General features: G+C 40.0%; 12 protein-coding genes. 4 read left to right on the top strand and 8 right to left on the bottom strand.

The features are described from left to right. Nucleotides 1-82: 82 nt before the first annotated feature. Entirely contained in the window at nucleotides 83-1,366 is a 1,284-nt protein-coding gene (locus RMY64_RS29005) for a glycosyltransferase (RefSeq protein WP_322701808.1), read from the top strand. A 150-nt stretch (nucleotides 1,367-1,516) separates the two neighbouring features. Here RMY64_RS29005 and RMY64_RS29000 read toward each other — a convergent pair whose 3' ends face one another. After that, entirely contained in the window at nucleotides 1,517-2,032 is a 516-nt protein-coding gene (locus tag RMY64_RS29000; protein WP_416212166.1) for a DUF2085 domain-containing protein, read from the bottom strand. A 233-nt stretch (nucleotides 2,033-2,265) separates the two neighbouring features. Here RMY64_RS29000 and RMY64_RS28995 point away from each other — a divergent pair, with 233 nt between their 5' ends. Together RMY64_RS28995 and feoB are read left to right on the top strand one after the other, a co-directional pair. Further along, nucleotides 2,266-2,517 carry a FeoA family protein gene (locus RMY64_RS28995; protein WP_322701806.1) on the top strand — a complete coding sequence of 84 codons (252 nt, stop codon included), beginning with the start codon at nucleotides 2,266-2,268 and terminating at the stop codon, nucleotides 2,515-2,517. Then, nucleotides 2,514-4,376: a ferrous iron transport protein B gene (gene feoB, locus RMY64_RS28990; RefSeq protein WP_322701805.1), complete on the top strand. Its 1,863-nt coding sequence runs from the start codon at nucleotides 2,514-2,516 to the stop codon at nucleotides 4,374-4,376. Before RMY64_RS28995 ends, feoB begins: the two co-directional genes overlap by 4 nt. A gap of 151 nt (nucleotides 4,377-4,527) precedes the next feature. Here feoB and RMY64_RS28985 read toward each other — a convergent pair whose 3' ends face one another. The 7 genes from RMY64_RS28985 to RMY64_RS28955 all read right to left on the bottom strand — a co-directional run bounded on the left by RMY64_RS28985 (nucleotide 4,528) and on the right by RMY64_RS28955 (nucleotide 12,478). Then, nucleotides 4,528-5,286 carry a hypothetical protein gene (locus tag RMY64_RS28985; RefSeq protein ID WP_322701804.1) on the bottom strand — a complete coding sequence of 253 codons (759 nt, stop codon included), beginning with the start codon at nucleotides 5,284-5,286 and terminating at the stop codon, nucleotides 4,528-4,530. Nucleotides 5,287-5,316: 30 nt separating this feature from the next. After that, nucleotides 5,317-6,582 carry a hypothetical protein gene (locus tag RMY64_RS28980; RefSeq protein WP_322701803.1) on the bottom strand — a complete coding sequence of 422 codons (1,266 nt, stop codon included), beginning with the start codon at nucleotides 6,580-6,582 and terminating at the stop codon, nucleotides 5,317-5,319. 337 nt (nucleotides 6,583-6,919) lie between these two features. Next, nucleotides 6,920-7,153 carry a hypothetical protein gene (locus tag RMY64_RS28975; RefSeq protein ID WP_322701802.1) on the bottom strand — a complete coding sequence of 78 codons (234 nt, stop codon included), beginning with the start codon at nucleotides 7,151-7,153 and terminating at the stop codon, nucleotides 6,920-6,922. A 657-nt stretch (nucleotides 7,154-7,810) separates the two neighbouring features. Continuing rightward, on the bottom strand, nucleotides 7,811-9,922 hold the full coding sequence (locus tag RMY64_RS28970) for a TIGR00300 family protein (protein ID WP_322701801.1): 2,112 nt from the start codon (nucleotides 9,920-9,922) through the stop codon (nucleotides 7,811-7,813). A 335-nt stretch (nucleotides 9,923-10,257) separates the two neighbouring features. Continuing rightward, on the bottom strand, nucleotides 10,258-10,380 hold the full coding sequence (locus RMY64_RS28965; RefSeq protein WP_322701800.1) for a hypothetical protein: 123 nt from the start codon (nucleotides 10,378-10,380) through the stop codon (nucleotides 10,258-10,260). Between the two features lie 159 nt (nucleotides 10,381-10,539). Then, complete coding sequence (locus tag RMY64_RS28960) at nucleotides 10,540-12,147, bottom strand: DUF1565 domain-containing protein (protein WP_322701799.1); 1,608 nt, start codon at nucleotides 12,145-12,147, stop codon at nucleotides 10,540-10,542. 157 nt (nucleotides 12,148-12,304) lie between these two features. Beyond that, nucleotides 12,305-12,478, bottom strand: coding sequence for a hypothetical protein (locus tag RMY64_RS28955; protein WP_322701798.1), 174 nt, complete (start codon nucleotides 12,476-12,478; stop codon nucleotides 12,305-12,307). Nucleotides 12,479-12,546: 68 nt separating this feature from the next. On the opposite strand from RMY64_RS28955, the gene RMY64_RS28950 reads away from it, so the two are divergent. Next, nucleotides 12,547-13,083, top strand: a complete 537-nt coding sequence (locus RMY64_RS28950; protein WP_322684593.1) for a GNAT family N-acetyltransferase — start codon at nucleotides 12,547-12,549, stop codon at nucleotides 13,081-13,083. Nucleotides 13,084-13,120 lie beyond the last annotated feature (37 nt).

Raw genomic sequence — 13,120 nt, 5'->3', positions numbered from 1 at the left:
AATAATCAGGATGTTCATAAAACATTTGCTGCGTAAATCCTAAGTTAAAAACCAGCAATTTTCTGAAATATTCCCTTTTATTATGACTAAGCAAAAACTTCGCATTGCACTGTTTACAGGGTTGTATGCTCCTTTTTTGACTGGTGTTTCCGTTGCAGTACACCAACGAGTTCGTTGGTTGCTAGAGCAGGGACATGAGGTTTTTCTAATCCATCCGCAAATCAACGATCGCTACCCCAAAAATGTTGGCGATCGCCCCATGCTAGGTTTAGAGGAAATTCAATCTTTTCCTAATTTTTCTGCTTACGCATTCCCTACAGAACCGCTGCTATTTTATAAGTCTCTTCCTCAACCGTTGAACTATCGACATTGGAGCGATACCAAGTTGCTAGAGAAATTCAAACCCGATATTATCGTGGTTGAAGAAGCAGCCCAAATGAGAGGTTTATACTCATTTTTCTTACAAGGTTATGGTCGCCCAATCGGCACTCAATACGCAAAACGAACAGGCACGCCAATAATATCACTCTTCCATACAGATATTGTTGCGTATATCAAATATTACTTTGGAGACCGATTCTTCAATTTGGTTCGTCCCATCGTTCCCGTTTTAGTTAAGCAGTTTAGTGAGTCTTATGACTTCAATTACTTCTCTTCTAAAGAACAATTGACTAAATACGAAGAACTGAAATGCCAACGCGCTGAATACGTCGCTTATCAAGGTATCGATTGCGAAAAATTTCACCCGCGAAACATTTGTTACAACCCAATTCCTAACGATAACCGACCAACTTTGTTGTTTGTTGGACGCATTACACCCGAAAAGAATGTCAATCAATTGCTTGATATATTTCCAGTCATAGCTGCTAAAATTCCTGATGTCCATCTGGTAATTGTTGGTAGTGGCCCGCTAGATGAAGAGATCCGCGAGCGTGCTAAAAAGTTTGGATCGGGTATTACTGTATGGGGTGAGTCTCACGGTACAGAACTTCTAGGTTGGTTTGCTAGAGCAGATGTTTTTGTCAACCCCTCCGTCACCGAGAACTTCTGCACTACAAATAACGAAGCATTAGCGTCTGGAACCCCTCTGGTTGCTGTTTTTGCACCTTCAACTTCAGAACAGGTATTTCCTGGTCGGAATGGCTTCCTTGCCCAACCTAACAACCCTACAGACTTCGCCCAAAAGGTAATTGCGATTCTAGAAAATCCCGGTTTGAAAGCAGATATGACTAGACACGCTCGCCCCTCTATACTCGAATTTGATTGGTCAGCGTGTATGCAGAAATTTGAACATAAACTTTACCAAATCGTTGAAGGAGCGCAGAAGGTGGAGGTAGGTACAACCAGTGTAAGACTACAGCAATAAGAAATATGGCGATCGCTAGTATTTACATTATTAGCGATCGCTAATTAGTGACTTTGACTAAGGCTCTTGGTCTAATGATGCGTAGGCATAGCCCGTCGTAGACATCGCATTAAAATGAGACCAGAGTTCAATTAAGTTGTGCGATAAAACTTACAATTTGGTCAAGCTAGTTTTAGCACCATGCCACCTATGTAAAATAGGCATAGTAAACAATCCCCACGCCAAACCCGTAATCAACCCAAAAGGCGTAACCAGATAGTTATTAAAATTCCACAAACCAAAAATCTGTGCTGCTAATTCCAAAGGATAAGCCATCATTAGCACACTTGCGATCGCCACACCACTCCAGCCATATTGATTTAACCAGTAAAATCCCTTACCACCAGTTACGCCGTACAGCAGACGAGTAATCAGCAAACCCGTGACAGTGCCGTAGCAGCGCATACACACAGCCATAATAAACGGTGGTGCTAAATCTAACCCCATCTCTGGTTGCGGACAGACATGATTACCCATGAAATAAATGATGTCCGCAATTCCAGGAAGCAAAGACACTCCAGACGCAGCCAAAAAGGGAGCAATCGGCGGGCCAAAAACCATCCCTACTAGCATAATGTCAGCAATCAAACTGACCCAATTGAGATTTTTGGAAGATTGTAATTGCATAGAGGGAACAATTCTTTGCATAAAATATCCTTTTTTGTTTTATCTTTGCGTGCTTTTTAATATACTGCAAGGAAATTATTGCCAATTATCATCACCATTGTTACCAATATATTGACAATTTGAGATCGCTACATAACAGATTTTCGCCTCATGGCATTTTATGATTCCAGATATCACAAGCAAACTCAAACATTTTTATCCTCAACCTACCTATCAAAATTAATTAAGCAAATATGCACATAATAGAACTCACCTCTTTAAAATCTGGGGAAACTGCCATCATCTGTGGGCTTTCAGGAGAGACTGGCTTACAACAACGCTTGCTATCACTGGGCTTTCGCACTGGCAGGCAAGTGCTAATTCTTCGGAAAGCCTGGTTGAACGGCCCATTACACGTCCGCGTTGGGACAACAGAAGTTATGGTGCGTCGTCGGGATGCTAAAGCAATTCAATTAACAAAAGATACTTGCAAGACACCAAAATGACCCATTGTAACAGTTCTAACCCATCCTCCAAGAACACAACTGCCGGAATCAAACAAATTGCGGTTTTGGGAATGCCTAACACAGGTAAATCCACCTTTTTTAACCGCTTTACAGGCGCTAATGCGAGTGTCGGTAACTGGCCTGGTATTACAGTTGACCTAATGATGGCAAAAATCAAAATTGATAATCAAGAGGTACAGGTTGTAGACTTGCCAGGGATTTACGATTTACGCGGTTTTTCAGAAGATGAGGCAGTGGTGCGCCGATTTTTTGAAACTACCCCAATACATTTGGTAATAATAATTCTTAATGCAACGCAAATCGATCGCCAAATTAGCCTAGCTTTACAAGTGAAACATTTGCAATTATCAGCTGTACTACTGCTGAACATGGCAGATGAAGCACCGAAGTTTGGGGTAAGTATCGACCACGATAAAGCATCCGAGTATCTGGGAATGTCAGTAGTGCCTATTAGTGCCAAGTATGGACAAGGTTACAATCAGGCATACAAAATAATTCAGGAAGAACTAGCTAAAGGGAACGAGCCATTTTCTGTGGGTAAGGTGGAAGATAATTTTGCACCAGAACACCAGATAGCATCAGAAATGGAAACCCTGTTACAAAATGCAGTTTACACTTCGACAGAAGTAAAAAAAAACTTAACATCTCGCTTAGATAAAATTCTCTTGCATCCAGTATTGGGGTTGCCGATATTTTTTGGGGCAATGTATTTGATCTTCCAGTTTATCTATATGCTGGGAACACCGTTACAAGGTTATTTGGGTAATGCTCTGACTTGGTTTAAGGATAATGCTTTAGAGCCTATACTAGCAGGTTTTTCCTACCAGGGAGTATGGGGAAAATTTTTCCATGATTTCCTTATAAATGGTATCTACGAAGGGATAGGAACAGTAGCGACATTTCTCCCGGTGATTTTCTTGTTCTTCATCTGTATGGCGATATTAGAAGATAGCGGCTACCTATCGCGTTCTGCATATTTGATGGATGCGTTGATGGAGAGACTAGGTTTGGATGGTCGGTCGTTTGTAATGTCACTGATGGGATTTGGCTGTAACGTGCCAGCAATTATGGGGTTACGGGTGATGCGTTCCCCAAGTTTGCGACTGTTGTCAATGCTTGTAATTCCTTTTTCCCTGTGTTCAGCACGATTGAATGTATTTATCTTTATGACGACTGCGATATTTACTCCCCAGCAAGGGACTAAAGTCTTATTTAGCTTGTATCTGTTTAGCTTTGCAGCTGCAATTTTAACCGCAGCTTTGTTTCAAAGTAAATATCCAAATAAAGAACCATTTTTATTAGAACTACCGCCTTACCGCTTCCCGACGTTCAAGCACATGATTATGCGAGCTTGGCGGGAAGTTATCCACTTCATGGTTTGGTCGCGCCAGTTTATTATCTTTGGTGTGGTGGTGATTTGGTTTTGCAATAACTTTCCTACCAATGTGCCACCTGCAAGTCCTCAGACTATTTCTGGAATGATTGGTCAATTTACACAGCCAATATTACAACCGTTGGGTATTAATCCACAATTAGCAGTGGCTCTGATTTTTGGCTTTATTGCTAAAGAAATTGTTTTAGGGGGTTTGGCGGTAATTTACAGTACGCAAAATGATGCTGGGTTGGCGAAGGCTATTTCTCAACAGATAGACTGGGTTCAGGCTTACAGTTTTATGCTGTTTACCCTGCTTTATGTCCCTTGTATATCAACCATTACAGTAATTAAAATTGAGTCTAGGAGTGTTAAATTTGCTTGTATCTCAGTAGTATGGTCAGTGGGTTTAGCTTGGATAACAAGTTTTATTTTCTACCAAAGTGCGCGAGCTTTAGGATTTTAATTAGGTTAAGTATTTAGTTGAATAAAGTTTTCCCAGAAAACATATTACTCGTAATTTAGAACGCGAACGCTTGAATCAAAGTATTAGCTACTGTTTGCTTGAAAAGCAATATCATACTCTAAAGCTTCGATATATAGCACAAAAATAATCTTCAACTATATTTTTGACTATTTTCCCAAATCATTCTGACTAACTCTGATACTTGTTCAGGAGTTTTTAAAGGACGTTCAGGAGGATTAACAGAAGGAAATACTTCTTTGATTTCCTTTAACCCAGTATTTATGGCATTATGAATATTTGAACTTTTCTGATTTACTTGAGAAGCAATGTTACTGTAAAATTCTGAAGCACAGATAACAAAACCTCTTGAATCCTGATACTCGATACGTTCAGAAATCTTACCTTTTACAATCCCAGATTTATATTCTACTTCTAGCACCTTTAACATTTCGTGAATCACTTGTAATACAAATTTAGGAGACTGAAGATTTCCTTTTGGTAATGCTTGCAATGCTTTATTAATTCCCATGATAGAATCGTCATAATTAGTTTTCACTTGTGGAGATGCAGGTTGATATTTTGCTATATCGTAAAGCTTTTCCAAACTTTCCTTAAATTGTGGGACACCATTTGACTTAAGTGGTTCTTCCACTTCGTGGTAAAGTTCGTTTACCGGATGCCCCAAATGTGATTCTGCTTGGTCAGGTGTTCCTTGGTCAAGTAACTCTTTTCCTACTATTAGATGTCCTCGCATCAAGCCTAATGCCCTCATATACGAAACATTTTGCTCTACTAGTGGAATTTCTTGTAGCTTTTGTGGAGCGCTACTAATGGAATCAGAACTACAGCTATTAATAAATATTAAAACAGTAGTCAAAATTGAAATGATTATAATATGCAAATATGACATATTTTAAATTGATATTTTCTTATTATTTGACTAGGTTCGGCATTGATAAAACTTATCATGTTCAACATTAAAAAATGGATCTTTATTGCTTTCATGAGTAATAAAATAACTAGTAAAAATTCCTAGTGTCTTAAGATCTCTTTCAAGTTCAAGCAATTGAATATTATTGTCTTCATTGCGAAATTGATTTTTTTCGGAATATTCATTTGCTTTTTCTCTATATTTTTTGAGAAAAGGTTTATTTTTGAAATCAAGCTCATTGACAGCAGCAAAACTAAGCGCTGTGTCAAATGCTGTCACTGCTTTTGAATATTCACCTTTCAAGTAAAGTACAAAACTTTTATTTCTCCAAGCATAATAAAAGTTTGAAGCAATATCTTGAGGTGTTATTTCATTATATAATTCGATTGCTTTCTTAAGATAATTGCTTCTGTTTGTAATATCTTCTATCGCAAGATTAGCATAAGTTGATGCCAAATGATATTTAATTTTATATGATTCTTTTTTACCTATATTTCCTATTGCTTTATCTACATCTAAAGCTTCTATAAAAAGTTCTTTAGCAAGTATCATATTCTGCTGAGATAATCTTGCAATTGCCTTCGTTAATAAAACATCTTTGTAAAATTCAGAATTGGTTTTAGGGATTTTGTTAAGAAGGATAATTGCTCTCTGATATTCTCTATCTCTATTGATTAAAAAATGACTTAGTTCAAATAAAATCGAAAAGTCTTCTTCAAGAATATTGTCTTTTTTGCTATATAACTCTAATGCTCTACTATATCGTTCTTCTGTAGGCTGACACTTTGGATTTTGACTTAACACAATATCTTTGAAATCTTGGACGAAATCTTTATAAAATGCAGCCTGTACATCTACTGTATCCTGCTTATAAGCTATGTCAAAATTATTTTTTATTTCATTAAAAACCTCTTGTTTTTGAGCTGAATCCCAATCAGGATTCCATGTTACAAGAGATGCTTTAGCAGCACGCTTTAGTATATTAGTATTGTTTGGTTCTTTGTTAAGCGCTTCTTTACAAGATTTCAAAACCCGCTTTACTTGTTCTGGTTCTTTTCTCGGATCTGTTAACTTTTCATTACATTGAGATGAATCAATATAAAATGAAACTTTTGATAAAATTCCTATCCCGAATAAAACAAAAAAAGTGATTAATACAACAAAAAAGCCACCGTTAATATGAAGAACAAAGTCCCGACCAATCTGCAAAAGATTTTTATTAGATTGTCCTCTTTGTTGTGTGTTATTTCTTTGTGGAAGTTTTTTTTGTGACATAATTGAGAGTATCTGAGTTTTGCAAATCTACTTAACAAATAAAAAAGAAGGTATAGTTCACACTTTGAAAATAAAAATATTTTTGCAAAAACTATTTAGGGAAGCGAAGGAATTATTGATCTTTCAAAGAACTTCTTATTGATTTACTTTAAGTGAGATATACTAATCACTGCAAAATTGAATTCTAAATTATTAAAAGCATTATTTTGTAATCACTTTAATTAAAATAACAATATAATAATTATTGATAAACCTTGCTTTGCAAGGTTTATCAATAATTGGGTTTAGATTAGCATAGGAGACTCCGTAGAGCCGATATACTTAACAGGATTCAGTGTTAGGGGGAAGATTGTTGCTGCTGATCTGTTTGAGGATTCTGCCCATTATTGTTTATTCCAAGAGTCGATGCCCAAGCTAATCCTCCGAGAGCGAGAACACCAAACAATAAAAATGAAATAAAAATATAGTTTGTATTCTGATAGTCTCTCCCTACTTGTGTTACATTTCCACCAGCATTATTAGCGGTTTGAGTGACTTCATTTTGATCGGTTTTACTAGGCTGTTGGTTCATAGCTTTATTCTAAGGTTTTTAAGTTTACTCATACAGGATATCTATTGTTTACTACAGTTTCTAAAACTGCTACCCTCTCCTCATAAGTCAAGTACCTGCCAATTTCATCTCACATCATTAGAACAATTTAAATAATCAGGCAAAGCATCAATCATTACCTGGGTTTTATTCGTACAATTATGTTTGAGATCAACTATAAGACACTTATGCAGTTCTTTTGGAATCCTGATGCATAAATTAGGTGAAAGCATACTGTACTCACCTTTAAATAACTTTTTTATAAAAAGAATTCATAATTGAGAATGCTCTACCCATAATTGGATGGAGTTTTAATAAGGAAGAGTGTTTAAAGGTTTTACCTAAAAGGGCAAGGTATTAAACCAATATTTGCCTGTCACTTGCACAGAATTTATTTTGGATTTTGACTCTTGACTCCTAAATTCTTCTTTATTGAAAGATTTTCTCTATAGTAGCGTAATTGTTTACAGACAAAGTATTTTGCTTGACGAATTTTTAATAATTTTTATGAAAAAATATTTACTTGAAACTGACTCAACCCAACCCACTATTTTATACCTAGAAAACCACAAAATTGTAGGGTAGCAAAAGCCACCCTAGTCATTTACTTCTGTGTGGTGTCTGGAGCAGTTCGTTTTCTTAACGTACCTTATTTACATAAGGACTTGTTAATTTATCCAACTGCTGAATCAACAGACTCAAGAATAATCCTACATCTGTCACCACACCCACTGATTCTACAGAACCGCGATCGCTTAACTTAGTCACTACAGCTGGATTAATATCGACACATACCATTTTCACTCCTGCCGGAGTCATATTACCCACGCCAATGGAGTGCAGCATCGATGACAGCATTAAAATCATCTCTGCACCTTCTAGGTGTTTGGCATATTGCTCTTGTGCTTGAATCAAATCCATTACGGTATCAGGCAAAGGCCCGTCATCCCGAATGGAACCCGCAAGCACAAAAGGTATATTATTGTGGACGCACTCATACATCACGCCACTTTTAATTGCTCCCGCCTCCACAGCTTTGGGAATGCTGCCATAACGACGGATACTATTAATTACCTTGAGGTGATGGCGGTGTCCTCCATGTACGGCGACACCCCGCTTCATGTCTACACCCAAGGAAGTGCCCATGATATTTTGCTCGATGTCGTGAACTGCGATCGCATTACCACCCAGCAGTGCTTGTACATATCCTTCCCGAATTAGTTGCGCCAGGTGTTCGCCGCCACCAGTGTGAATCACCACAGGCCCAGCCGTGACAACTACTTTACCACCAGCATCGCGGATTTTACGTAATTCCCAAGCCACTTGCTCAACGACTAATTCCACGCGCCGTTCGCTGGAAACTCCTGCCGACATAAAGCTGAATTCTTGAGTGCTGCGGAGTTCCCGCGATTCAGTTTTGCGGATGGTGCGGATACCTAAAACATCTACAATTACCTGTTCGCCAACTTTTAAATCGCGGAGGATTTTACACCGAGCTACAAAGCCATTGGCAGTTTGGGTAATGGCGATCGCACCATCCATCCGTTGATTTTCTACCTTCACCCACTGACCATTAATTCGCACTTCCGTGGGATAAATTGTACTGACGTAGAAATCATCAGGCGCAACGCCATCTTGAATTACCGGCTCTAGTTTTGCATCTCGCTCATCATGGGGTAAATCTACAGCACCCAAATCAATCAATCGGGAGATGATTTCTTCCATCACCTCATGGGATGGTGCTGATACTCTCACCTCGGCGGCTGAAGTACTTTGGCGCTGTTCTCCCAAATTGAAATTCAGGACTTTGAAACTTCCCCCGGCATCTATAATCAAATCCAAAGCGCGGTTAATTAAGCCAGCATCTAGCAAGTGTCCTTCCATGCGAATGACACGGCTTTCTACCGAGACAGTGGCATGAAGTTCATCTCTAACTGGTTCTGTAACCCGCAGAGTTAAGCATTTAGCCGCACCACCGGCTTTGAGAAATTCGGTAAGTGGCGTTTCCAGCACTTGGAAACCTGCATCTTGAAGGCGGGTTTTCAAAGCATCACTCGTCTTGTTCATGATAACGATGCTATCCACATTCACCGCATTACAAGCGAAGTTGACTGCATCAGCTTCTTCAATTGCGATGCGCTTTTCTGGTGCAACTCGCATTTCAATTAAGCGGTTGGAGTAAGAATCAAAAGCGCCGGGATAGTATAGCAAATAGCCATTTGCTAGGGGACAAAAACAGGTATCCAGGTGATAAAAACGTTCGTCTATTAATCGTAGGGATAGCACCTCAATATCCAGCCATTTAGCTAGATAAGGGTGAGAATCTAATTCTGAGCGGAAACCGTATCCCGCCCATAACCAGCGTCCTTCTCGATCCAGCAGTGCGTCTCCTGCTCCCTCAAAAGGCAAATCTTTGGGAAGTTCATTGACTGTATAACCATTTGCCTCAAACCATTGTTTGAAGAAAGGCTCCTCTCCCTGACGTTCTTTGTGCAAAAAGCGACTGAGGACGACATTATCGCCCAGAACCAAGCCAGCATTGGCGGTAAAAACCAAATCAGGCCAGCCTTTTTCCGGTGGTACTAAATCGACAATGGCGTGTTCTTTGAGGATTTGATGTAGTCCCTGCCACTGTTCCACGGCGCGATCGCGCGATGACTTGTGAATATTCCCTTCCATCCAAGGATTAATCACATAGTCCACATCGTAGTGGTCAGGAGGGCACATTAAAAAGCGAATCCGGGAAGTCATAAAAATCTTACAAGCGTTTTATATGCTACAAGCTTACTTTGAATACAGACTTTTGTTTTTTTTACAGGTAAAATCTGCTACTAAAGCATCTATCTTTTGATAGTTGAAGACTTTATCAAGCCTTCGCTCTCAATTCTATTACTGGAACATGGTAATAATACCAATTCAAAATTCAAAATCAAGAAAGCCTGATTTAATTTAGGTTTCCAAGAAAGTGGGGCCACTGGGGGCGTATTAGAGGGCGAAGCAACTAGATCGAATTCATCAGCATTAGCACCAAAATCTTTATCAAATGCTTTCAAATTCACAGTCTATAGTATGCTAGTAACAAGCAACTAACCACTATGTTCGGCAAGTAGAGTTAAGCGAACGTTTGTTTTCCCAGCGTTCGCCTTTAACTTTTCACCAACACCCGTGACTTGAATAGCACGCTTGTTAAGCTGAAGGGTAGGTAGCATAAAGATGCTCCAGAGGTAGAGGTATGCAGAGGGCATGGAGAAGAGACAAAGTAGACGAAGAAGAGAGGGGGGAGACAAGGGAGAGAGTTGTTCAATAATTCCCCCTTGTCCCCTTGTCCCCTTGTCTCCCCTGCCCCCTGCCCCCTGCCCCCTGCCCCCTCAAGCAGTCACTATATAAGACGAATCGATCGCTGCTACACGCCCAGCATCTACCAAAGCTTGATACACTATCGCCGCTACCTCACCGCGTGTAGCATCGCGGGTAGGATTGAGTTGTTTCAGGTTTGGGTAATTGACGATAATTTTCTTGTCTATAGCTTTTACTACTTCATCCTTGGCATATTCAGGAATCTTGGCTTGGTCATCGAAAACTTTGATAGTTGCCGTACCATCACTAGATAACCCCAATCCATTCACCAGAGAGACAATCACTTGCACGCGCTGGATATTTTTGTTGGGACTAAAGGTATTGTCGGGAAAACCAGAGAGAAATAAACCCTGATATGCCTGCTGAATTACCTTGGATGCCCAGAAGTCTGCTGGTACATCTTTGAATTTGATCGCCGCACGGTTTGGCGATGGGTTGAAAGCTTTTACTAGTATTGCCGCGAATTGTGCCCGTGTCATTGTCGCATCGGGTTTAAATGTGCGATCGGGAAAACCATTAACTATCCCCAATTTGACTAATTCCCTAATAAACCCACCTGCCCAATGATTCGCAATATCGGTTAATTCAATAGCAGGTGTTGGAGTTGGAGTTGGTGTTGGCGTTGGAGTTGGTGTTGGCGTTGGAGTTGGAGTTGGAGTTGGAGTTGGAGTTGGTGTTGGCGTTGGAGTTGGAGTTGGCGTTGGAGTTGGAGTTGGCGTTGGAGTTGGCGTTGGTGTCGGGGTTGGAACTGAACTATCTGCAAACTCTATGTTTCCGGTAACTTTAGACGCATCTATTTTATTTCCTAGAGAAATCAGCTTGTTGGAACTGACATTTTGCAAATCGAATTTACCGTTATTGCGTAGAGTATTGCCCCCTGGATTATTGTTACTGCCGATATCCGGTAGAGCAGTTCCAATTACTGTGATCCCATCATCAGTATTATTTTCACAGACATTATTACGCAATACGGGACGGGCGCTACCAGAGATGACAATCCCAGAACGGTTTTCATAAATTCTGTTATCTCGAAGGATGGGTGATGCAGTATCGCTAATGGCAATGCCAAAACCCGTTTTAGAGTAGGTGTTATTTTCGATTTGACCTTTAGAATTTTTAGCGATCGCAATTCCATTAGCTGCATTCTCACTGAACACATTACCTAAAATCACTGGGTTAGCATCGCCTGTAGCAAATACTCCCTCGCGCTTATTGTTGATGAAGGTGCTATTAGCAACAGTAGGGGTAGTTGATTCAATCCAAACACCACTACCACGACTAGCCAAATTTGTTACAGTCACTCCTCGGAGTTCAGCTTTATCCAGCAGTACAAAAGTGACATTCTGACCAGCAAAAGTACGGCTTAGGTAAGTACCACTTCCTTCAATCAAAATACCATTGCCTTTATTGGTTTCATTACCCACCACTGTCACACCAGATGGAACCGTTAACGGAAAGACTTCACCGCTAGCAGCATTGTAATTACCATTTGCTAGTTGAATTTTGGTATCAACAGTAGCTACCTTAAGGGCTTTAGTAATAGTTTTGAAAGGGGCTTGTTGGCTACCTGGGTTGGCATCACTGCCTGTTACTGAATTTACGTAAAAAGTTTGAGCCATATTTATACTTTCATAAAATACATAGCTATCCTAGCGCTAACCATAAAGGTAGGTAGCAGTTGATGCATTAAGTAAGTTTAAGTACTTTTCATTACAAAGTTAAAAAATTATGTAAATGCTTTTGGGTTTCACTAGTACTCGACTAAATGAACTACCTTTAATTGGCTTCTCTACGAGACGCTCCGCGAACGCCTGAACTAGAGGTTTCTACATCCTCTAGAACAATATGAGCAAAATTACCTTGAGATTTTTGACGCGCGAATTCAATCAGTAAGATGTGAAAATTACAACGGAGATCGAGAGTGAACCTTGGGGTGAAAGGTTGTTTCAAGTCACAGACCCCAACGGTGTCGTGATTCAACTGGTCTAGTGAATCGCCGAAAACATAGGAGAAACAGTATGAATTATGCCCCGCCACCTGGGATAAGGATAAACCTCCGCCCTGCTAGCTTTGCTGATTTGGATTTATTGCGCCACTGGGATGAGCAACCTCATGTGATTAACTCCGATCCTAACGATGACTGGGGCTGGGAAGTACAACTTGAACGCACTCCCGAATGGAGAGAGCAATTGATTGCTGAAATTGATGGTCGTCCCATCGGATTTATTCAGATTATCGATCCAGCACATGAGGATAGCCATTACTGGGGTGATGTTACGGCGAATCTTCGTGCCATTGATATCTGGATTGGGGAAGAAACTGATTTGGGTAAAGGCTATGGAACACAAATGATGCGGCTTGCACTTGCTCGATGTTTTGCCGATCCGCAAGTGACGGCTATACTTGTCGATCCGCTAGCCAGTAATACTCGCGCTCACCGCTTCTATGAACGCTTTGGCTTCAAATTTATCGAGTATCGACGGTTTGGTGACGATGAGTGCTTTGTTTATTGTCTGAGTCGAGCAGATTGGCATGGTGAAAGTGAAATTAGCTAAATCACCAGATGAGGAACAATTCAATAAACGATCGCCC

Origin of the sequence: Nostoc sp. DedQUE08, assembly GCF_034530895.1 — a bacterium.
Lineage (GTDB): Bacteria > Cyanobacteriota > Cyanobacteriia > Cyanobacteriales > Nostocaceae > Nostoc.
This window is presented reverse-complemented; position numbering and strand designations above follow the sequence as displayed.

What these genes read in the sequence shown, in the direction of transcription:
- RMY64_RS28960 (WP_322701799.1), bottom strand. Translation starts at nt 12,147, where the DNA reads ATGGCTCAAACTTTTTACGTAAATTCAGTAACAGGCAGTGATGCCAAC.
- feoB (WP_322701805.1), top strand. Translation starts at nt 2,514, where the DNA reads ATGACCCATTGTAACAGTTCTAACCCATCCTCCAAGAACACAACTGCC.
- RMY64_RS29000 (WP_416212166.1), bottom strand. Translation starts at nt 2,032, where the DNA reads ATGCAATTACAATCTTCCAAAAATCTCAATTGGGTCAGTTTGATTGCT.
- RMY64_RS28950 (WP_322684593.1), top strand. Translation starts at nt 12,547, where the DNA reads ATGAATTATGCCCCGCCACCTGGGATAAGGATAAACCTCCGCCCTGCT.
- RMY64_RS28995 (WP_322701806.1), top strand. Translation starts at nt 2,266, where the DNA reads ATGCACATAATAGAACTCACCTCTTTAAAATCTGGGGAAACTGCCATC.
- RMY64_RS28975 (WP_322701802.1), bottom strand. Translation starts at nt 7,153, where the DNA reads ATGAACCAACAGCCTAGTAAAACCGATCAAAATGAAGTCACTCAAACC.
- RMY64_RS28965 (WP_322701800.1), bottom strand. Translation starts at nt 10,380, where the DNA reads ATGCTACCTACCCTTCAGCTTAACAAGCGTGCTATTCAAGTCACGGGT.
- RMY64_RS28970 (WP_322701801.1), bottom strand. Translation starts at nt 9,922, where the DNA reads ATGACTTCCCGGATTCGCTTTTTAATGTGCCCTCCTGACCACTACGAT.
- RMY64_RS28980 (WP_322701803.1), bottom strand. Translation starts at nt 6,582, where the DNA reads ATGTCACAAAAAAAACTTCCACAAAGAAATAACACACAACAAAGAGGA.
- RMY64_RS29005 (WP_322701808.1), top strand. Translation starts at nt 83, where the DNA reads ATGACTAAGCAAAAACTTCGCATTGCACTGTTTACAGGGTTGTATGCT.
- RMY64_RS28985 (WP_322701804.1), bottom strand. Translation starts at nt 5,286, where the DNA reads ATGTCATATTTGCATATTATAATCATTTCAATTTTGACTACTGTTTTA.